Annotated in this window: 20 protein-coding genes and 3 pseudogenes; 11 read left to right on the plus strand and 12 right to left on the minus strand. The window is 60.0% G+C overall.

The features are described from left to right. The 4 genes and pseudogenes from XI06_RS18015 to XI06_RS18030 all read right to left on the minus strand — a co-directional run. Positions 1-497, minus strand: a pseudogene (locus XI06_RS18015) (hypothetical protein); the annotation flags it as partial. Between the two features lie 139 nt (positions 498-636). Further along, on the minus strand, positions 637-1,455 hold the full coding sequence (locus XI06_RS18020) for a class I SAM-dependent methyltransferase (protein WP_271606014.1): 819 nt from the start codon (positions 1,453-1,455) through the stop codon (positions 637-639). 233 nt (positions 1,456-1,688) lie between these two features. Further along, positions 1,689-2,495 (minus strand): COG4705 family protein, encoded by an 807-nt coding sequence (locus XI06_RS18025; RefSeq protein WP_271606015.1) that lies wholly within the window; start codon positions 2,493-2,495, stop codon positions 1,689-1,691. Between the two features lie 366 nt (positions 2,496-2,861). Then, positions 2,862-3,317, minus strand: coding sequence for a carboxymuconolactone decarboxylase family protein (locus XI06_RS18030; RefSeq protein WP_271606016.1), 456 nt, complete (start codon positions 3,315-3,317; stop codon positions 2,862-2,864). Positions 3,318-3,524: 207 nt separating this feature from the next. Here XI06_RS18030 and sigJ point away from each other — a divergent pair, with 207 nt between their 5' ends. Both sigJ and XI06_RS18040 read left to right on the plus strand, forming a co-directional pair. After that, positions 3,525-4,424, plus strand: a complete 900-nt coding sequence (gene sigJ / locus XI06_RS18035; protein ID WP_271606068.1) for an RNA polymerase sigma factor SigJ — start codon at positions 3,525-3,527, stop codon at positions 4,422-4,424. A gap of 1,060 nt (positions 4,425-5,484) precedes the next feature. Further along, positions 5,485-6,048 (plus strand): DUF488 domain-containing protein, encoded by a 564-nt coding sequence (locus XI06_RS18040; protein ID WP_271606017.1) that lies wholly within the window; start codon positions 5,485-5,487, stop codon positions 6,046-6,048. A gap of 85 nt (positions 6,049-6,133) precedes the next feature. On the opposite strand, the gene XI06_RS18045 is transcribed toward XI06_RS18040, so the two are convergent. The 8 genes from XI06_RS18045 to XI06_RS18080 all read right to left on the minus strand — a co-directional run bounded on the left by XI06_RS18045 (position 6,134) and on the right by XI06_RS18080 (position 12,206). Beyond that, the gene (locus XI06_RS18045) at positions 6,134-6,499 is read right to left on the minus strand and encodes a hypothetical protein (RefSeq protein WP_271606018.1); all 366 of its coding nucleotides are present in this window, start codon (positions 6,497-6,499) and stop codon (positions 6,134-6,136) included. 337 nt (positions 6,500-6,836) lie between these two features. Beyond that, positions 6,837-7,055, minus strand: coding sequence for a CBS domain-containing protein (locus XI06_RS18050; protein ID WP_271606019.1), 219 nt, complete (start codon positions 7,053-7,055; stop codon positions 6,837-6,839). A 121-nt stretch (positions 7,056-7,176) separates the two neighbouring features. Continuing rightward, positions 7,177-8,309, minus strand: a protein-coding gene (locus XI06_RS18055) for an IS3 family transposase (protein WP_085974147.1) whose coding sequence is annotated in 2 segments (ribosomal slippage) — positions 7,177-8,054 and positions 8,054-8,309 — 1,134 coding nt in all. Because the reading frame shifts where the segments join, the coding sequence is not laid out codon by codon here. A 33-nt stretch (positions 8,310-8,342) separates the two neighbouring features. Next, positions 8,343-8,558: a CBS domain-containing protein gene (locus tag XI06_RS18060; protein ID WP_271606020.1), complete on the minus strand. Its 216-nt coding sequence runs from the start codon at positions 8,556-8,558 to the stop codon at positions 8,343-8,345. Between the two features lie 116 nt (positions 8,559-8,674). Continuing rightward, the gene (gene sdhD / locus XI06_RS18065) at positions 8,675-9,061 is read right to left on the minus strand and encodes a succinate dehydrogenase, hydrophobic membrane anchor protein (protein WP_271606021.1); all 387 of its coding nucleotides are present in this window, start codon (positions 9,059-9,061) and stop codon (positions 8,675-8,677) included. 5 nt (positions 9,062-9,066) lie between these two features. Then, complete coding sequence (sdhC, locus tag XI06_RS18070; protein ID WP_271606022.1) at positions 9,067-9,468, minus strand: succinate dehydrogenase, cytochrome b556 subunit; 402 nt, start codon at positions 9,466-9,468, stop codon at positions 9,067-9,069. A 26-nt stretch (positions 9,469-9,494) separates the two neighbouring features. Further along, positions 9,495-10,334 carry a succinate dehydrogenase iron-sulfur subunit gene (locus XI06_RS18075; RefSeq protein ID WP_271606023.1) on the minus strand — a complete coding sequence of 280 codons (840 nt, stop codon included), beginning with the start codon at positions 10,332-10,334 and terminating at the stop codon, positions 9,495-9,497. A 60-nt stretch (positions 10,335-10,394) separates the two neighbouring features. Then, positions 10,395-12,206 (minus strand): pyrroloquinoline quinone-dependent dehydrogenase, encoded by a 1,812-nt coding sequence (locus XI06_RS18080; protein ID WP_271606024.1) that lies wholly within the window; start codon positions 12,204-12,206, stop codon positions 10,395-10,397. A gap of 593 nt (positions 12,207-12,799) precedes the next feature. Between XI06_RS18080 and XI06_RS18085 the strand changes: the two genes are divergently transcribed. From XI06_RS18085 to XI06_RS18120, 9 genes and pseudogenes are all read left to right on the plus strand, one after another. Further along, entirely contained in the window at positions 12,800-13,111 is a 312-nt protein-coding gene (locus tag XI06_RS18085) for a PAS domain-containing protein (RefSeq protein WP_333909345.1), read from the plus strand. A 277-nt stretch (positions 13,112-13,388) separates the two neighbouring features. Further along, positions 13,389-13,565 (plus strand): annotated as a pseudogene (locus XI06_RS18090) (LuxR C-terminal-related transcriptional regulator); the annotation flags it as partial. 384 nt (positions 13,566-13,949) lie between these two features. Further along, a pseudogene (locus tag XI06_RS18095) lies at positions 13,950-15,162 on the plus strand (FAD-dependent oxidoreductase); the annotation flags it as partial. Positions 15,163-15,189: 27 nt separating this feature from the next. Next, positions 15,190-15,558 (plus strand): oxidoreductase C-terminal domain-containing protein, encoded by a 369-nt coding sequence (locus XI06_RS43505; protein ID WP_333909346.1) that lies wholly within the window; start codon positions 15,190-15,192, stop codon positions 15,556-15,558. After that, a complete protein-coding gene (locus XI06_RS18100) occupies positions 15,558-15,773 on the plus strand; it encodes a DUF2945 domain-containing protein (RefSeq protein ID WP_271606069.1) in 216 nt (71 codons plus the stop codon). The genes XI06_RS43505 and XI06_RS18100 overlap by 1 nt, the downstream gene beginning before the upstream one ends. A 21-nt stretch (positions 15,774-15,794) precedes the next feature. Beyond that, positions 15,795-16,196 (plus strand): DUF488 domain-containing protein, encoded by a 402-nt coding sequence (locus XI06_RS18105; protein WP_271606026.1) that lies wholly within the window; start codon positions 15,795-15,797, stop codon positions 16,194-16,196. Positions 16,197-16,231: 35 nt separating this feature from the next. Next, positions 16,232-17,959: a molybdopterin-dependent oxidoreductase gene (locus XI06_RS18110; RefSeq protein WP_271606027.1), complete on the plus strand. Its 1,728-nt coding sequence runs from the start codon at positions 16,232-16,234 to the stop codon at positions 17,957-17,959. Positions 17,960-18,051: 92 nt separating this feature from the next. After that, complete coding sequence (gene tkt / locus XI06_RS18115; RefSeq protein WP_271606028.1) at positions 18,052-20,127, plus strand: transketolase; 2,076 nt, start codon at positions 18,052-18,054, stop codon at positions 20,125-20,127. 236 nt (positions 20,128-20,363) lie between these two features. Beyond that, entirely contained in the window at positions 20,364-20,942 is a 579-nt protein-coding gene (locus XI06_RS18120; protein ID WP_271606029.1) for a uracil-DNA glycosylase family protein, read from the plus strand. Positions 20,943-20,951 lie beyond the last annotated feature (9 nt).

Below are 20,951 nucleotides of genomic sequence, written 5' to 3' on the forward strand. Positions count from 1 at the left end.
TTCAGCGCAGTGCCCCAAGGCGGCGCCACGAAGACGATCATGGCCTCATCGGGCGCGGTATGGAGTTGACCCAGCATGATGCCGTAATCGCCCCGCTTCAGATCGATGGTCCGATCGAGGGCCGCGAGGTTTTGCTTGGTCAGCTGAAAGACCTGAGGGTCGAACTCGAAGGCGATTCCGCGCGATCGCGGCACGTGCCGCAATATCCAGTACAAGGTATTGCAAGAGCCTGCGAAAGGATCGACGACGACCCTCCGGCCTGGCGCCGGAAGCGACGCCGCGACGGCCGCGACGTCCTGCCCGATGCGGTCGGCAACGGCATCTCGGGTGCACTCGACGGCGGTCCGGCCGAGCAAACGCACCCCGCGCGCGTACCACTCGGCCGGCTTCATGCCGTACAGCCGGACGAAGTCGGGATCGGAGAAGCTGTCGCTACCGTATCGACGGACCTCTTCCAAGCTCAGCAGCTGGTTGCGCTTCGCGCCATGCAGCAGCAACGCTCGGTCATGAAGCGGTGTCTCGGATTCCTTCGAACGCTCATTCATGTACGGAAGCTCCTGCGATCGACGTTTCCAATTTCAGCACGCTGTCAGGGCTCGGCTGCCACGAGCAGACCCGGACGAACGAAATGGACGGTCAGCGCAGCGATGCGACAACCACGAAGGACTCCTGTGGAAACGTCAGCCTGCCGTTCGCGAGCATCGAGGGATCCAGACGGGCCGCCACGTCGTCGGCGATAGTCGTGATCGTGCGCTCACGTCCGGCGTCGTCCTCTCTCGTCAACAGTGCGGCCATCGGGGTCGCCGTGAGCTGGAAGCGAACGTAGTCGAGTGCCGATGGAAAGCCGATCTCCTTGGTCACGGTCTCGACACCCACACGGTCGAAGCCGGCCTGGCGCACCCAATTGCCCACCTCGTCGGCGTTGCACGTAAGATGCTCGGCACGTTTGGTCCGCGAGGACTCTGGCCCGAGAAACCCATCCAGCGCCTGAACGAAAGCGTTCGCCGCCGGAGTGTGCTCAATTGCGCTGTAGACGCTGAGCCCGAGGCGTCCGGACGGCCTGAGGACGCGAGCCATCTCTCGGAGCGCCTGCGGTCGGTCAGGAAAGAATTGCAGTCCGAGTTGGCAGAGCACGACATCGAAGCTGCGCGTTGCGAAGGGCAAATCCAGCGCGCTGCCCTCGGTCCACTCCACGTCGCTGGATTTCGCCCGGGCCACGGCCAGCATGGCCCCGTTGAGGTCTATGCCGACCAGCCTTCCAACGTGGCCGCGCTCGGCCAGCCGGCGCACCACGACGCCGGTCCCGCACGCCACGTCCAGGACGCCTTCTCCCTTTGCCGGGGCGATGCGATCGAGCAGATCTTCGGCCCAGACCGACGTGATCGCCGGGACGAGATAGCGCTCATACAGCTCGGGAGCGCTGGCATCCATCTGCCAATGGTCGTGAACCGTCATGACACCCTCCTGAAAATGGCCGGGTGAAACCGAGAGAAGGTCAACAAATATTTCCGATGCTGGCCGATAAGGACGGCCAACACAAGGTCTCTGAAAGTATGCTCGTTTCCGGGGAGTGCCGACGTTGGCACAGGCATCCACTCCTCAGGGGCTTACAGTGCCATGGAGACTAGGGCGAGCACTCCGCCGCCGCCCAGCACCCAAACCAGCGCATGCTCTATGGAAAGGGCTGGCTACTTTGCCGCAGGCTGCGAGGCCCAGCTACCGGAGTGTTGCCCGGGTCGCTGCGGCAAGACAGCGATAAGCAATACGATGGCGGCAAGGATGACTGCGGAAGCTAGGGGGCGGCTGAGGGCAAGCCCGCCATGGCTCGTCGGCTTGTCTAGAAAATCGCCAACCGTCGCGCCAAGAGGGCGCGTCAGGATGAATGCGGCCCAGAAAAGCAATACCCGCGAGACGTTGGTCCAGAAGTACAGCCCAGCGAGCACGACAAGCCCGGCACCAAACAGGAGAGCGCCACCGTCATACCCCAGACCAGTGTCGTCCGCGATCCAGTCCCCCAGCGCTGTGCCTAAGGTTTGGGAAAACGTGATCGTAATCCAATAGAATAGCTCGGCCTTCGGCGACGATACCGAATCGACATCTACCGTGCCCAAGGTGACGTACCAAACACCAAGGGAGCAAAGGACGCAGGCCAGCAGGATGGATGAGCCTCCTACATAGCCGATGCCGAGCGAGCGATCGAAAAAATCCGCCATCGCAGTGCCCACAGTCGTAGAAGCCACAATGGCTAGCCAATAGACCCACGCGTTAAACTTTGTCCTCGATATCTGAGCGATGACTGCCGCAACAAAAATGGCCAGAAAAATGGCCGTCCCTATCAGATAGCCACCATTCTGAGCATTCTGATCTGCATGAAGCCAGCTCATGGTGACTGCATCGCCGCCCGTTTCTCCCAACGTCGTGGCAAGGATTTTGATCAGCCAGAAGCCGAGCGTGACGGCAGGTACTTTACTGGGAACATTATCGTCGCGGAACATTGCTCGTCGCGCCCTCGGATCTGGTTGCCGTGAGACGTAGAACGTCCCAAGCATGCGGATGTGCGCATTGCGGAAACCAAATCACGACGATGTGTTACGGCCGGTCTGGGTCAATTCGGCGGTCCACACCGCTGCGATCAGATTCCGCTACACGCCTGAGAGCCGACGCCCCAACGGGCATTCGGCTGGGCGCTGCGGGCCAAGGGCGGTCTGTCGGCTTCGGTTCTGAGCGGCCACGCAGCGGAAACTGGTGCCGTCTGTGTAGCCGGGGTGTCTCGCAGCGCGACGCTCGCAGTCATGGGTTGGATCCTGAATGTCGAATCGGAACGGCCCTCGGGCCATTTCACGACGATGGAAAGAAGGGGATCAGGCCTTGGCCTTGACCGGGAGCCGGAAGGGCGCCCCCAGCCGGTTGAACGCGTTCATAGCCGCAATCGTGATCGTGAGGTCCACAAGATCCTTTGGCCCGAAAGCCGCACTTGCGGCCGCATAGGCCTCGTCGGAAGCGTGCGTCTCGCTGACGCGCGTGACTTCCTCCGCCCACGCGAGGGCAGCGCGGTACTTGTCAGGAAACAGGTGGGGCACCTCGGCCCAGACCGGAACGAGGGCCACCTTCTCGAACGGCATTGTGGCCAGGAGGTCCCCGGTGTGCAGGTCGATGCAGTGCGCGCAGCCGTTGATCTGCGAAACCCGCAGGAAGACGAGGTGGATCAGTTCGTGGGGCAGGTCGGTGCCCGTGGTGATATAGTGGTGGATGCCGAAGAGGGCCTTCGCACCTTTGGGCGCCACTTCGTTCCAGACCAGCCGTTTGTTCTCGCTCATGACCTGTCTCTATGTTCAGAACGCCGGGGATTCGACGCTCGGAGCCATGACGGGCCAAGCGGTCAGGGTGTGACATGGCACTCAGCATGTCCACGCGAAGCGGTCGATGTCACATCCAGGCACGTCCAATCGTCTTATCCTTGGGTTCGGGATGCGCGAGCGACCGGAAAGCGGATATCATCTGCGAGGAAAAGGCGGATGGAGGCGATGAACGATCAGCGGACCACCGAGTTCGAAGCGGAGCGCAGGCGCCTGACGCGCCTGGCTTATCGGATGATGGGCTCGCTCACCGAGGCGGAGGACGTCGTTCAGGATGCATGGCTACGGTGGGTCGGGGTGGAGGGTGGCGTCGATTCGCCTCCCGCCTATCTGACCCGCATCGTCACACGCCTGTGCCTCGACCGACGCCGCTCCGCGCGGGCGCGCCGCGAAACCTACGTCGGACCCTGGCTGCCGGATCCTCTGGTGGGTTCCTTGGAGCCGAACGAGACGGTCGCCGACGACGTCACGGTCACGTTGATGCTGGCCCTTGAGCGCCTCTCGCCCCTGGAGCGGGCCGCTTTCCTTCTCCACGACATCTTCGACGTGCCGCTGGCTGAGGTTGCCATCACCCTCGGCCGCGAGCCGGCCGCGGTTCGTCAGCTCGCGGCGCGCGCCCGCAAGCACGTGCAGGCCGCACGTCCCCGCTTTGACGTCAAACCCGCGGATGCGGATCGGATCACCCGTGCGTTCTTCGCCGCATCACGCGACGGGGACGTGGCCGCGCTTTCGGCGCTGCTGGCAAGGAATGTCGAGATCCATACCGATGGCGGCGGCAACGTCCTTGCTTTCCGCAATGTCATTCGGGGGGTCGAGCGGGCCCTGCGCCTCTTTGCGAGGCAGCGGCGCAAATATGTCGTGCCGCCGACGCTGCTTCGTGTCGTCACCATCGACGGCCTGCCAGGCTACGTTAGCCTCGATGGACGCGGCGTTCTGCAGACGACCGCGCTCGACATCCGCGAGGACGGGATCACCGCGATCTACATCGTCAAAAACCCCGACAAGCTGTCTCATTTAGCGGCAGAAGTGGCCTTTCCAGAACCCATCTCGCCGATACCACCAGCTTGATGAGCCGCCTGAGCGACTGCGGTAACGTGGAGAATTGTTCGATATCCCGGCCAGCTCAGACGAGACGAGCGCTACGAGCAAAACCCGCCGCACGAAAATTGGACGCCGATGAGGGGGACTTCCGAGGTGTGGGCTCGGCAACTCGGCCCGCGAGGGACCTCGGGACGCCTCGAAATCGACCGAGATCGAGGCCCGAATCGGTCGAGGCGGTGGTACACAGGGGTGGTCGCAAACCGCGCCCGGCTTTTTTGGAGTCCTTGTTTTCCGGGGGTTTTTGGGACATCGGCGGCGATCGGACGGGAATCCCTCCCTCTCCGCCATAATAAAACGGCTTCGAGAAAGCCCCGTAAAATCAGGCTTTTCTGCACACCGAGGCCTTGCTAGTGTAGCCCCTGGGTGTAGCCCCAAGGGACCCCAATCTGCCATGGAACTCATGTGAAGGAAAGCGGATCAAGCACGCCGCCGCCGGCAACGCATTCGCCCCGGCGACAGCGCCGAAGCTGGTCTGGAAGGCGCGCGATGCCTTCGTTGACGTCCTTGAGGGCTACACTCTGAGTGATCTCGTTCGGCTGCGCGGGCGCCTGCTTGGCATGTTGGGTATTTCGGGGATTGAAGCTCAACGGTAACATTGTTGGCGCGAAGCGGACCTCGACGTCTGCCCAACAATGCGACAAACCCGAGCTATTCAGGTTGTCATTTTCGTTTGTCTGCGAATGCGAAATTATGCTCGTGATCAATCCTGATGGGTGCTTTGATTGCGGCGTGCGCGCCGGGGTGCCCGACCGAAGCCACGAAGGCTCGCCCAAGTTGGGTGGAAATACGCCTCCACAAAACTATCAAGCGTGAACGCCTGCTGACGGAGAAGCCCGTTCACCGAGCCCTGGTCAACGCGATTGAAGAGAGACAATCGTCGGAGAAACAGGCCCGCCTGCCAGACCACGATTAGTCGCTTGCTCAGTCATGCTTCAAAAATTCGTCCAATCTCAATTGAAGACGCTACAAGCGATGACGCCATTCGCAAGCTAAGGCCTTTATGAACCAATCCTCTACGGGAACCCAGATGGCCTCGAGTTTTTTTACCGTCGGACATTCCAGGCGCACACTCTCGGAATTTGTCGATTTGCTTCGCGCCTACAAGATCGAGCTCGTCGTCGATGTCCGACACGTGCCACGCTCGCGAACCAATCCGCAATTCAACCGCGAGACCCTTCCGGGCGACCTCGGCGTGTTTCAGATTGCCTATACTCACATCCCAGAGCTCGGTGGATTGCGAGGCAAGCAGCACGGGGCGAACCACTCTATTAACAATCTCTGGCGAGTCCGAAGTTTTCAGAATTATGCCGACTATGCCCTTACAGAGCAGTTCCAAGTTGGCCTAAGCAAACTGCGTGTTCTGGGATATCAGCGGCGTTCGGTGATCATGTGCGCGGAGGTTTTGTGGTGGCGCTGTCACAGGCGCATCATTGCGGACTATCTTATTGCCGCAGGAGAGAGCGTCGTTCACATTTTTAGTTTGGATCATGATGAGCTGGCTCGGCTTACCCCCGGGGCTGTGTCGCAGTCCGACGGTACTGTGATTTATCCGGCGGCAGTGGAAGCTCACAATGGTGAAGAGCCCCGGTGAAGCGCCCAGGCCAAATTACAACACGAAAACCTAAAAGGCGCGGTAACATGGTTCCCGAATGTTGACCGGAGTGCTCATCAAGGTCTCATGATCGAAATTGCCCGGCTCGTTCAACAAGATCGACCATATGAGCTGCCGCGTGAATCGTCAGGGGATGCTGGGTGAAGCCCGCCCTTGGCGAAATGTAGGTCGCCATCTCACGTGCAAGGGCGAGCTGCCGATCGGGTGCTTCTGCGAGCAACGCGATCACCAGGTTTTCCAGTGCAATGACACGAACGCGAAGCTGCACCAACTCGGCGTTTGTCAACTCAGGAATTTCCCGCTGCGCGTCGCTTGGGACCTCGCCCTTTTGCGGACCAAGCGGTCCCGCGCCGCCCTCGCTGTCCCACCTCGAAAGCGCCCCTTGGCGTTGTTCTGAAGAGTCTACGAAATCCGGTTTGCTGTCAGGCATAAGGAGATTTCCTGAAACACGGAGGGGAGTACGATCGCATTCTAAAGCGTTTTGGGTCGCCTTTCCACTTAATGAGGGAGCCACCTGAGTAGCTCCGAGACAAGTGTGATTTGAGCCCCAATTTTGGTTGGCAGCGTCAAATTCAAAGCGCGGGTGGAAGTCTCTCGCTGGGGCGGTGGCTTCAGGGAGTCTGGCTGATGGTCTGAGCCGCGCGGGTTTCCGATATCGGCAATCATAAGGCGGGTCAGGTCGTTTGTGGTCTGCTCGCTTGTACCTGTCAAGTCATGTTGGCACAGCGCTATCGGTGCGGGATACAGCTTACTTAAGGTGCGCGCGATCATTGGTATCCGACGCACATCACGTAGTCGCGTAGCAACGATTCCTCGTTCTCTACCTCCGTCAGGAGCATCTGGAGTGCATCGCGTGCATTCAGAACTCCCACCGGTCGGCAATCCCGATCCGTAACAGGAACGTTCTTTAATCCATGTTCCTTCATTTTTGCCCAAACTTCGTTTAGCCAATCACCGGGCTGGCAAGCGACAACATCTCTGGTCATAACCAATGACGCTTTGGTGGTGCAACTCGCTCCAAGACAGTGGCTGATTTGGTCGACGACTGAACTGGTCCCGGTTGTCTGAACAAAACTTCCGCGTCGATAAGTGGAGCGTCTGCCGGGGTTAGGCCGCCGCGCGGAGCGGAGGAAGATCGAAGTAGGCTTGATCCGGGGTGCGGTCGTCAAGGCTCGAATGTGGGCGACGGCGATTGTAGAAGTCGAGATACCGGCCGATCGAGTTACGGGCCTCGCTGACGTTTTCATAGGCTCGCAGATAGACCTCCTCGTATTTGACGCTGCGCCACAGCCGTTCGACGAACACGTTGTCCCGCCATGCCCCCTTGCCATCCATGCTGATGGCGATGCCGTAGCTGGCAAGCAGACTGGTGAACGCCGCGCCCGTGAACTGCGAACCCTGGTCGGTGTTGAAGATTTCCGGCCTGCCATGACGAGCGAGAGCATCCTCCAACGTCCCGACGCAGAAGGCCGCCTCCATCGTGATCGACAGCCGCCACGACAGAACACGGCGTGTCGCCCAGTCCAGCACCACGGCGAGATAAACGAAGCCGTGCGCCATTGGAATGTAGGTGATGTCCATGGCCCAGACCTGGTTCGGCCGCGTGATCTCGATGCCGCGCAGCAGATACGGATAGATCTTGTGACTGGGCTCGGGCTTGGTGGTGCGCGGGCGGCGATAGAGCGCCTCTATCCCCATCCGCCGCATGAGCGTCTTCACATGCCGGCGGCCGATCTTGCACCCCTGCAAAGCCAGCAGGCCTCGCAACATACGCGAACCGGCGAAGGGATACTCCAGATGCAGCCGATCGAGACGCTGCATGATCTCGAGGTCGGCTGAAGAGACTGGACGCGGCAGATAGTACACGCTGCTGCGGCTGACCTTCAAAATCTCTGCTTGCTTGGTGATCGGTAGATCGTGTTCACAATCGATCATCGCTTTGCGCTCAGCCATCCCGCCTTGGTGAGCGCGCCTTCTAAAAAATCGTTCTCCAGCGTCAGCTCTCCGATCTTGGCGTGCAGCGACTTCACATCGACCGCGGGCGTGGCCGGTGTCCCGCCTCCCGGTCCGAAAATATCGGAGGCGCCGCCCTCAAGCTGGGATTTCCAGGCCGTAATCTGATTGGGATGAACGTCGAAATGCTCCGCCAACTGGGCTATCGTGCGATCGCCCTTGACGGCGGCCAGCGCCACCTTCGCCTTGAAGGCCGGTGAGTGGTTCCGGCGCGGTCGTCTGCTCATGGTTTCTCCTGTTCACGGCGATTATCGCCGCTGTCAGGCAGAAATTCCACTTATCGTCCTGTCCAAATTTGTGGAGCCGGCTCTGACATCAGTCTTTGTAATGACGCCGGCCAAAAGCCCTTCAGGACCACACACGACCACAAGGTCCGTCCCTGCGCGGAGAAGTTTTGCCGCCTCGATCAATGGCGCATCGTCAATAATCGTGACGAGCCGTGAACGAGCCGTTGCAATCAATTTTCCGACGAGCATCGCTTTGGCTCCTAGCTTATTTTCGACCCCATAGCCTGGCCGTGGGCCTTGATCCGACGCGACCGTCCTTCGATAGGTAAGATTTATTAGACACTCTTGTTTCTGTGTGGGCCCCCTCAGCCGCCAAAAGCGATACGCATAGTCGCCAGGATGCCGGCGACGGCGAGTGCGACGCAGCCAAGGCGCACCGCTATTAGCGCTCCAAATTTGGCTTCGGAGTGGACGTAATCCTCGATCACGACCTGTAGTCCAAGTGTGGTGTGATAGAAGAGAGCTATCAAGAGCAGAACCATCAGAATGCTGACGAGCGGCATTCTCAGCCAGACGATGAAAGTGACGTAATCGCTGCCGGTATGCGCGATGATCGAAGCGACGAACCACAAGGTCAGCGGAATGAGAGCGACGGCCGATACACGCGCCATCCACCAGTGTTCCGCTCCCTCTTTCGCCGAGCCGAGGCCCATCGCGCGACCCAGGGGCGAGCGCATGCGTTCACGATCCATAGGCACTATCCTGCCACAAAGAAGCTTGCGATCCAGGCCAACGCGGAGAGCGCCGCGCTCGCCGCTACGACGGCCCATCCCGAAATGTAGATCGACCGCAACTCGAAACCGTGCACGGTGTCCCAGACCAAATGGCGGATGCCGCCGCAGAGGTGCAAGAAAAAGGCGAAGGTGCAGCTGAGCAGCGCGATCTGACCGATCCGTGATTCGATAGCGCCTTGCACGATGGCGTAGGCCCAGGGTCCTGTTGCCGCCGCCACCAGCCAAACGACCAGCGCCACGGCATAGATGCTTAAAGCCACCCCGGTAATCCGATTAACGATCGACAGCACTGACGTGAGCTGCGGCCGATAGATCTGAATGTTGGGAGAAAGTGGTCTGTTCCGTTTCGCCGCAAAATTTGACATAGCTGATTTCTACTGTTCGTCAGTTGTCAGCTTCGGCGCTCGATCACCATCTTCTTGATTTCCGCGATTGCCTTTCCGGGGTTCAGTCCCTTGGGGCAGGTCCGGGTGCAATTGAGGATGGTATGGCATCGGTAAAGCCGGAACGGATCTTCGAGAACGTCGAGCCGTTCGCCCTTCGCCTCGTCGCGGCTGTCAGCCAGCCAGCGCCAGGCTTGGAGAAGCGCGGCGGGTCCCAGGAAGCGATCGCCGTTCCACCAATGGCTGGGGCAGCCTGAGGTGCAGCAGAAGCAGAGAATGCATTCGTAATAGCCGTCGAGCTTGCCGCGTTCTTCCGGGGACTGAAGGCGTTCCTTCTCGGGCTCCGGAGCCTTGAACTGGAGCCACGGCTCGATCATCGCGTATTGCGTAAACACGTGGGTGAGATCAAGCACCAGATCCTTGATGACCCTCATATTCGCCAAGGGATAGATTGTCGCCGGTGTGTCTAGGTCGGAAATGAACCGCGTGCAGGCCAACCAATTGGTGCCATCCATATTCATGGCGCAGGAACCGCAGATGCCCTCCCGGCACGAGCGTCGGAAAGTGAGTGTCGAATCCACCTTGTTCTTGATCCAGAATAGAGCGTCCAGGACCATCGGGCCGCAATCGTCCAGATCGACTTCGAAGGTATCGAGGCGCGGGTTCTCTCCGGAATCCGGGTCGTAGCGATAAATTTCGAACGACTTCACCCGCACCGCGCCCGCCGGCGCTGGCCATGCCTTCCCCCGATTAATGCGTGATTCCGGAGCCACGCCGAAATTTCTTGACACCGGAAATCGCTTGAGCAGGGTCGCGCGAGGCACTTGATCCGAAGATTCGATGATCATTGTTGACTCATTGCTCGGCTGTCGTGATGCGCTGCGGCTTGCAGCAATCGAGGTCACATGTCATCGGGTCGCTAAAGCGTCTGCGAGGCCTAGGACTTTGATCTTCCCGGTGACGACTTCCGTTGGCCAGAGGATCGATGTAAAGCCGGTCGCTACCGCAACTCTTTGGGCGCCGTTCGCGGTATAGGTGATCACACCGCCGCCGATCGCGCCACCGATCTTTTGACCCCACAACCGCTGACCGTTGGCAGCATTCAGAGCATAGAAGTTGCCGCCCATGTCTCCGAAGAAGACGATGCCTCCTGCCGTCGGGGTCATGCCGCTCAAGATTGGGTAATTGGACTTCAGCCTCCACTTCCAGACGCCGGTGTCGGCGTCGGCGGCGTAGACCCATCCCGCCCAATCTCCGAACGAGTCGGGCACGCCGTAGGTGTCATAGGGGCTGATCGTCGCCATAGCGGACCAAGGCTTTCCGGGGCTGACAGCCCGGATATCCTTGTCCTTCTGCAGCGTCACGGTCGCGCACCAATCGACTTCGCCGATAAGGATGAGGTTAGTTTGCGGATCGTAGGCGGGACCGTTCCATTCCGCGCCACCTACAGTGCCTGGGCAGAAGTGAACGGCCTTGGCGGTGGCGAAGGGAGACTCGGCATTCTCGATCCGCGTCGTTGGCGTGCGATAGAGCATGGTGTTGGTGGCGAGATCGAAGCCATAAAGGTGTCCATCCTTGGGCGCGACCGATAGCAGCCTTTTTCCACCCCTTGTCTGAATCAGGGCCGGCGCGGTGGAGACGTCCCAGTCGTGCCAGTCCTTGGGCACAAGCTTGAAATGGCTTTTGTACGCTCCGGTCTTGGCATCGAGTACCACAATGGATCCGGAATAAAGATTCGCGCCTTCACGTGGACCGGTTGCGAAGTCGGGTGCCGGATTGCCGCCGGGGATAAACAATTCCCCAGTAATGGGGTCCAGCGTGTAGGAGGTCCAGGTTCCGCCGCCGGTGATGGGTGTTCCCGATGCGTTTTTCCAGGTCGAGATGTCGAGCGGCGTCGCGCCTTGCGGTCCGCGGATCGGATCACCCGCGGTCTTGGGCACCAGATAGAATTCCCAGACGATTTTCCCGGTCTTCGCGTCGAGCGCATACATGCGCCCCTTCACGCCCTTGTTGTCTCCGCCGGCATTGCCGATGAAGACGAGGCCGTCCCAGGCGATTGGGGCAGCAGGCGTCGACTCGCCGAGTTTGGGGTCCGCGATCGTCGTTTTCCAAACGCGCTTGCCGGTTTTGAAGTCGTAAGCCAGCACCCGCCCGTCCTCGGTGCCGCGAAACAGCAGGCCGTCCATGTAGGCGGTGCCGCGATTGACCGCCAGAAGGCTGGCAGGTTTGTAGTCCTCATGCGTGCGCCAGTTCTCGTGACAGTTGGCGGGGTCGAGCGAGAAGATATCGTGTTCCGTGGTGCCGATCAGGGCGTTGTTCACCATGATCGGGCCGGTTTCGAAGCTCGTGTATTGTCCCGTGTCGTAGGTGCACAAAACCTTCAGCTTGCCAACATTCGTCGTATTGATCTGGCTGAGCTGCGAATAGCGCTCTGAAGTGAGTGTTTTGTTGTAGCTTGGCCAGTCCCCGGCGGCCGCCTCTGGCGGTCGTGCCGCGGAGGAAGGCGAGGGCACAGGAGCCCCGGCCGCCTCTGGTGCAGCTGCCGCCAATTCCGTGGTTGTCGTGCCTGAAGGCGCAGACCAGGACCGCACATAGTTGATCGCCATGCCGGCAAGTGGGACCGCCTGGTCCCAGTAAGCGTAGACCGTCCCGCCTGCGATCGCAGCTATCGCAACGAGCACGCCGGCGATGATAAGGAGTTTGCTCTTCATAGACGACATCGGGCTCTCCCACGCTTCTTGTCTGCATTAACGAGGGGCAGATTGCCGACCCGGACGACCATTTTTATGCGCTGCGGCCGATCAAGTGGCTGCCGCATAACGCCGGAAGGCCGGCGAAAGATCAGCGTTACTTCGTGAGCCTGCAACCGTCGCCTGGAGAGGCCGTGATCGCCTTCTCGATGCCCGTCTTGTCGGAGCATCGGCCAATCGTTGTTGCTGCGGAGCGTTCCGATGTATGAGTGGGTCAAAGCGCTACATGTCAGTGCTCGCCGGATCTCGGAAGCTTATGTCATGTCGAAAGGCTCAATCGTTTCTACCTCTAGATGGGCCCCCCCGACAGAGTCGGAAACTACGTAGAGTCAGTCGGGACTGCCGCTCAGCGCAGCGCGATTCTGAGAGTCGCAACCACAACAAAGCGTGCTAACTTTGCTCATTCTTGAGGGACCGCCGCGAGCGAGGAAAAAGACGACCTGTATGAAGACAGAGCGTCATCGACGACAAGCTCTCAGACGCCCGCCCCGGCGTCCTGCCAATGCCAAGCGAGCGCATTTTGGTGCGGACCGCATTATCGACGCCATTCGTCAGCCTTGGTCGTGCTCGACCAGCAACTGCGCGCTATCTTTGTCAACCGCGCCTTCGATCGTGCCTTCAACGTCATTCCGGAGCAGACGATTGGCCAGCACCTCGCTGACGTCGGCGACCACCGTTTGGATGTGCCGGCGCTCCGTGACTCGCTCGATCTGCTCCAGGCCGAGGACGCCATAGAGGATTATGAAATCGAGATCGAATTGCCGGCGCCCGGCAAGCGCATGTTGCTGCTGAGTGCCGAGAAGATCCCCGGGGAATCAGAGGACGCCTGCGAGATCGTAATGGCACCGAGCGCAAGCGTGCCGAGACGACGTTGAAGAGCGCCAAATGGCACGCCGAGCGCGCCAATCTCAGCAAATCACGCTTCCTTGCCGCCACCAAGCCGTGATCTGCAGCCAGCCGCTGCAGACTCTCGGCCTGGTGCGCGGAATCCTGGCGAAGAAGATTGAGGACAGGGACGAGGAGGCCTTTGATGCTGGTCGCCAGGCTCAATGAGACGGCGGGCGCTCTGTTGGGCATGTTGAACACGCTCCTCGACATCAATCAGCTCGAGGCCGGTGGCGTGCTCCCGGAAAGAGTCGGACCTCTCGCGAGCGCCAGCTCGTCGAAATGGTCGTCGACGGCAATCCGAACAAGCAGATCGCTTACGTCCTCGGAATCAGCAAGAGTACCGGGGAGACCCATCGCGCAACCGCCATGAAAAAGCTTGGTGCGCGGACGCTCTCCGAACTGATCCACCTGACAATCGCCGGCTCGACGCACGAGCAGTAAAGATCAACGCTTGATTGGAGCGTGGCTTACAAGGTCGATATCTCATTTTCATATCAGTGCAACGATTACGCCTACAACATGTTGCTTGTGCGCCGAGCGAACCGGCCCTTGCGACCGGATCTGCGTAGTTTCCGAGTCTTTCGTCGTCGTTCCCGTTTGTTACGGATCGGAGCCGTCGGCCTTAAAGTGGGGCCGATGAAGAGAAGTTCTTCGGCATTGGGTGGGTCGCTGCTCGAGGAGCGACGGTGGGATGCAGATTTAATCCGAAGTCTGATTCCGAGTGGCATCGGCCTCAAGGAGACTCAAATGAACGAAGAAAAGCCGAAACTCAGCGGGCCCGATCTAACCCAGGGCGTTGAGTTCGCAACGATCCCCGATGGAACCATGCTGCTCGGACATGCGCAGGGCGAACCGGTGCTGCTAGTCCGGCGCGGCGATGAGGTGTTCGCAATTGGGGCCATCTGCACGCACTACGGTGCGCCGCTCGAACAAGGGCTGCTCGATGGCGATACGGTTCGGTGCCAATGGCATCATGCCTGCTTCAGCCTGCGCACCGGCGAGGCTCTCCGTGCGCCGGCGTTAAACCCGGTTTCGCACTGGCGTGTGGAACATTGGCACCGCCAAGAGGTGCGCGATGTGGCGCGTCAGTTCACGCCTGTCGAAACGCCGGTCGGCTCCGTGTACGTTCAAGAGAAGTTCGGGGGTACCGTATATGTTCGGGAGAAACTGGAGACCGTAAACCGGCCTTCACAGGCGTGGGCGGCCGGCATACCGGCGACGATCGTTATCGTCGGAGGTGGTGCGGCGGGCAATGCCGCCGCTGAGATGCTCCGCCGCGAAGGCTACTCCGGCCGCATCACGATGTTGAGCGCTGATGATTCGCTGCCGTGCGACCGGCCCAACCTGTCAAAGGGCTTTCTCTCGGGCGCCGCACCCGACGAGTCGAACCCGCTCCGATCGCTTAAATTCTATAAAGACCATGAAATCGCTCTGCACCTGAGTGCGCGCGTCACGACAATCGACACGGCGGGCAGGCGGGTTCAGCTCGCAGATGGCAGCCATCACGTCTATGACGCGCTCCTGCTTGCGACCGGAGCCGAGCCAATACGTCTCGACGTCCCGGGTGCTGCTCTTCCACATGTGCATTACTTGCGGACTCTGGCCGACGGCCGCGCGCTGGTCGCCCGTGCTCTGGTGGCAAAGCGTGCGGTTGTGATCGGCGCCAGCTTCATTGGCTTGGAAGTGGCGGCATCGCTTCGTGCCCGGAATATCGAAGTCCACGTGGTCGGGACTGAGACGATCTTGATGGGGAAAGTGCTGGGACCGGAGGTCGGAAATTTCCTGCAAGCTCCATCAGGACCACGGCGTGACGTTCCACCTCGGCACGACGGCCACCACGATAGACGCGCAAAGCGTGACGTTGAAAAGCGGGGAACGGCTCGATGCCGACCTCGTTGTCGTGGGGATCGGCGTCCGACCAGCAATCTCGTTGGCCGAACAGGCAGGGCTTGCGATCGATCGCGGCGTTATCGTCAATGAGTACCTCGAGACCAGCATTCAAGGCATCTTCGCTGCGGGCGACATCGCACGCTGGCCGGACCGGCTCACCGGTGAGCGAATTCGCGTGGAGCATTGGGTCGTCGCCGAGCGCCAGGGCCAGACCGCGGCGCACAACATCCTCGACCGGCGTGAACCCTTCGATCACGTTCCATTCTTCTGGACCGAACAATACGACTTCGGCCTCGGCTATGTCGGACACGCCGAACACTGGGACAAAGCCGAGATCGCGGGGTCGCTGGAGCGTCGAGACTGCGCCCTCACGTATCGGCTCGGAGGCAGAAAGCTCGCCGTCGCCGTGGTCCATCGGGATCTCGAAGGGCTTCGTGCGGAGGTTGGGTTCGAACGGATCATTTCGAGGAATACCTCAAGCGCGCAGGCGATCCAAAGTGCGGCGGCGGCGCGGCAAGCTCAAGCCGCGATCGGAGATTCATGATGACGAAACGGTTCAAAGTTGGCGATCACGTGATCTGGAATTCGGAAGCAGGCCATGTCAGCGGCAAGATCATCAAAGTGCATTCCAAAGACGTTGACTACAAGGGGTACACCCATCACGCGAGCGAGGACGATCCGCAATATGAAATCAAGAGCAGCAAGACCGAGCACATCGCGATGCATAAAGGTCAGGCTCTGACGAGAACGAGCGCATGAAAGATCTTTGGAGCGAGCCCGATGACCAAGCGAATAGCGGCCGATCACGTCAAGTTCAAGCGCGCCTACGAACCCGCAACCGCCGATGACGGGACCCGGATTTTGATCGACCGCCTGTGGCCGCGCGGGATCAGGAAAGCAGACGCCGCGATCGATCAATGGATCAAGGACATCGCGCCCAGCACAACCTTGCGAAAATGGTTCGGTCACGATCCGGCCCGCTGGACGGAGTTTCGCCGCCGATACGCGGCGGAGGTCCACCGGCATCCCGAACAGCTCAGCAAATTACGGGCCCTGGCAAGACGAGGTCCGATCACGCTCGTGTTCTCGGCTCACGACGAGGTCCATAACGACGCGGTTGCGCTGCGGAAGTTTCTTTTGGGACGAGAGACAAAGGGAAAGACCGAGACGGATCATCGATAGCGTCTTGGAGGAGAGCGACGCCTATGACGGACTCGATGAAGATCGAACTGCCGCCCCACGATCCCATCGCGTCAACTTTGAGCGCGGCGGACGACCGTATTGTCATGAGCGAGTGGCTGCCGCCGCAAGAAGGGATCGTTCCCCGCATCCGCATAGGACGGCGCTGGATCAGCATCTTGTGGGCGCTACCGATCGGAGCCGTCGGGCTCGTTCTCGTGATTGCTCTCGCGCAGAGCTTGCGAGAATTTCCAAGTGTCCAGGCCTTTATCAAGGATTATCCCGGTATCGCGCAGTCCGCACCCTCGGTCGATTCCGGCTTTCCGTGGTGGTTGCAATTACAGCACTTCCTGAACATGCTCTTCATGATGTTCATCATTCGGGCCGGGATTCAGATCCTGGCCGATCACCCGCGGCTTTATTGGACCCGGGACTGCACGCCCGGCACGGAGTGGTTCCGTTTCCAGCACTCGGTTCCTGAGGGCCGGACTTGGACGTCGAAGGACGATTCGGTGACCGTGCCGAGTTGGCTGGGCATCCCCGGCGTTCGTCACTCCATCGGGCTTGCCCGTTGGTGGCATTTTTCGATCGTGATGCTGTGGACGATCAACGGCATCGCATTTTACGTGCTGATATTCACCACCGGTCAGTGGCTTCGTTTAGTCCCGGTGACGTGGGGCGTGTTCCCTGCCGCGCTCTCGACCGCAATCCAGTATGCGTCGCTGAATTTTCCGGTCGACGAAAGCTGGACCCGCTACAACGGCCTGCAGCAGCTTAGCTATTTCATCACGGTGTTCGCCGCCGCGCCGGTTTCCATTGCGACCGGGCTCATGCAGAGCCCGGCTATCTCTAATCGGTTCGGCTTGCTCGGGACCGTGCTGAACAGGCAGGCGGCCCGCTCCATCCACTTCATCTCGTTCTGCTGGTTCGTGCTGTTCATCCTGGCGCACGGGATCATGGTGTTCGTTACCGGTCTTAGGGAGAACACGAACCACATGTTCGCGGGGGTGGAGAGCCACGCGTGGGCTGGTTTTCCGTCTTTCGTCTTGGCCATGGTGCTCGTAGGTCTCGCCTGGTGGGTCGCCTCGCCCTTCACCATCCGGCACGCTCGTCTGGTGCAGCGGACGGGACGATTCATGGTCGGCTGGATCAAGGGTCTGACCGAATGGTGGGAGCCCAACGCCCAGCTTACGGAGAAGGACATCTCGCCGCATTTCTGGCCCAACGGCACGATGCCTAACTCCGCGGAGTTCGAGGCGTTGGTGGCGGATGAGTTTGCTCAATATCGTCTACGCGTCAGTGGACTGGTGGAGGAGCCGCGCGAGTTTTCCTTCGCCGATCTCAAGGCCCTACCGAAGCAGGAACAAATCACTACGCATTTTTGCATCCAAGGATGGTCGGGCGTTGCCAAGTGGGGCGGCGTTCCGATGCGCGACATTCTCGACATCGTCAAGCCGACACCGGACGCGCGTTACGCGGTCTTTTACTCGTTTTCCGAAGGTTCTGCGGGTGGCGGCTATTACGACGTTCATGAGCTTCATAACATGCGGCATCGGCTGACCATTCTCGCCTACGAGATGAACGGGGCGCCGGTCAGCATCCTTCACGGCGCGCCGCTGCGGCTGCGCTGCGAGAACGAATTAGGCTTCAAGATGGTCAAGTGGATCGCGGCAATCGAGCTCGTGCGCGACTTCGCCGATCTGGGGGCCGGCCAAGGCGGCTATAACGAAGATCACGAGTTCTACGGATACCGTATGCCGATTTGAGGTGCGCGGCACGGCGCATCAATCGAGAGGCGCGGAGACGGTCATCGCGCCGAGATGTGCTCGCCGAAGCAAAGATAAAACGGAGAACTCGAATGAACGCAGCGCCTTCTGCAATGCTTCTCGATCCAGCGTTGGACAATGAGTGCATCAACACTCTGCGCTTCCTTTCCGTGGACGCCGTGCAAAAGGCCGATAGCGGCCACCCGGGAATGCCGATGGGCGCGGCGTCGATGGCCTATGTGCTGTGGACCCGGTTCCTCAAACACAGTCCCGCTAATCCCGGTTGGTTCGACCGCGATCGTTTCGTGCTCTCTCCCGGGCACGGCTCGATGCTGTTGTACAGTTTGCTTCACCTCACCGGCTACGATCTTTCCCTTGAGCAAATCAAGCGGTTTCGCCAATGGGGCAGCATGACGCCGGGACATCCTGAGCGAGGCGTTACGCCAGGCGTGGAGACGACCACCGGACCTCTGGGTCAAGGGTTCGGCAACGGCGTCGGTCTGGCGATGGCCGAAGCGCATCTGGCGGCGCGTTACAACCGGCCCGGCGCCGAGATCGTCAATCATTTCACCTATGGGATCGTCAGCGATGGAGATCTGATGGAGGGCGTTTCCTCGGAGGCAGCGTCCCTCGCCGGCCATTTGAAGCTCGGCAAGCTGATCTACGTCTATGACGACAACCGTGTGACGCTGTCGGCTGGAACCGATATCACATTTACCGAGGATCGGGCGCGCCGGTTTGAGGCTTATGGCTGGCACGTCCAGTCGGTCGCGGACGGCAACGATCTCGTTGCGATCGACGCAGCGCTGCACGCGGCACGCGCGGAAACGCAGCGTCCCTCGCTAATCCTGGCGCGCACCCATATCGGCTACGGCGCGCCCGACAAACAGGACAGTTTTGAATCGCATGGGTCGCCCTTGGGCGTCGACGAAATGAGGTTGGCGAAGCAGAATCTAGGCTGGCCGACCGAGCCGCTCTTTCACATCCCCAAGAAGGCAGGCGAACACTTTCGCAAGGCGGTCGAGCGGGGAAAAGCGGCCGAGACGGAGTGGAACGACAGATTCTCGGCGTACAGCCGCGCGTTTCCGGATCTCGCAAGGGCGCTTCACCATGTCATGCACGGCGAATTGCCGGATGGATGGGATAGGGATATTCCGGTTTTCCCTGCGGATGAAAAGGGCATGGCTACTCGTGTCGCTGCGGGGAAGGTGATGAATGCCGTTGCGCCTCGATTGCAAGCGCTGATCGGAGGCTCGGCGGATTTGAATCCATCGACCCATACCGCGCTTTCGGGGCTCGGAGATTTCGAGCCCGCCGGAGTGACCGTACCCGACAAGCAGGGCGCTGTGGATGGTGTCTGGAGTTACGCCGGCCGCAACATCTATTTCGGTGTACGCGAGCACGGCATGGGAGCGATTCTGAACGGATTGGCGGCGCATGGCGGCACGGTGCCGTTCGGCGCGACATTTTTGATTTTCTCGGACTACATGCGGCCGCCGATCCGCCTTGCCGCGATGATGAAGCTGCACGTGGTCTATGTGTTTACCCACGACAGCATCGCCTTGGGGCAGGATGGATCGACCCATCAACCGGTCGAGCAACTCGCCGGCTTGCGCGCGGTTCCAGGCCTTACCGTCATCCGTCCGGGCGATGCCAATGAGACGTCCGTCGCCTGGCGCGTCGCGCTGGAAGCGGGAGACCATCCGGTTGCGTTGATTCTAACGCGTCAGAATGTGCCGACGCTCGATCGCACTCAATGTGCCGCGGCAGATGGCTTGCGCCAGGGCGCATATGTCCTTGCCGATGCTCCGAACGGCAAGCCGGATGTCATTCTGATTGCAAGCGGTTCGGAGGTTGAGCTCGTTATGGCCGCTCGAAAGAGTCTGCAAGAGCGCAACGTCATGGCGCGCGTTGTCTCCATGCCGAGCTGGGATCTGTTCGATGCGCAGCCGCGGAGCTATCGCGACGAGGTGTTATTGCCGTCGATCCGTGCGCGACTTTCCGTAGAAGCGGGCGCGTCGCAGGGCTGGCATCGTTACATCGGTGATCGCGGTGACGTACTGGGCGTAGACCGCTTTGGCGCATCGGCGCCAGGCGACGTCGTGATGCGTGAATACGGCTTTACGGCTGAGAACGTATGTAGAAGGGTTCTGGCCATGTTGGAGTAGTTAGTAAACGCATTGGATGTGCTTTGATAGATGGGATAATACTTCGCGACCAGCGGCCGCCGCTAACACATGGTCTCACACGGCCGAGTTTTTCAAGTGAGCGAAACAATCGAGTTCCGCTGTTGCATAAGTTTATTGCGCCTGCGGAATGGCAATATCCGTAGGCCTGACGACATCATTGCCTGGCAAAAGCGCGGTCCGGATGCGAGCGATATTGTTTTGCAGAGAGCTTTTGAATGTCGCTGAAACGTCTGTTGCGCGAAGTGCGGGCCTGTCGCATCTGCGAGGCGAAATTGCCGCTCGGTCCCCGTCCCGTGGTGCAGCTGGCGAGCACCGCTCAGCTGTTGATCGTCGGTCAGGCTCCGGGGAGCAAGGTCCATCGGAGTGGTATACCTTGGGATGATGCAAGCGGCGATCGCTTGCGCGACTGGTTGGGGCTGGATTGTTCGACCTTCTTCGATGAAAGAAAGGTCGCAATTCTTCCCATGGGACTTTGTTATCCGGGGGCTGGAAAGAATGGCGGTGACAATCCACCTCGTCCCGAGTGTGCGCCGCGCTGGCACGAACGTTTGCTCAAGCATCTTCCGGACCTGCAGCTCACACTGTTGGTCGGTCGATACGCGCATCGATATTATTTGGATGCAGGGCCGAAGACCACCATGACCGAGACCGTTAAGGCATTTTCACAGTACGGTCCCCAATTTTTTACGTTGCCGCATCCGAGTTGGCGTAGTGCTATTTGGATGCAGAAAAATCCGTGGTTCGAGGAGGAGGTAATTCCTGAGCTGAGGAACGTCGTGCGAAAGCTGGTCTAGTGGTGTCAT

The organism is Bradyrhizobium sp. CCBAU 11434, assembly GCF_028128895.1.
Classification (GTDB): domain Bacteria; phylum Pseudomonadota; class Alphaproteobacteria; order Rhizobiales; family Xanthobacteraceae; genus Bradyrhizobium; species Bradyrhizobium zhengyangense.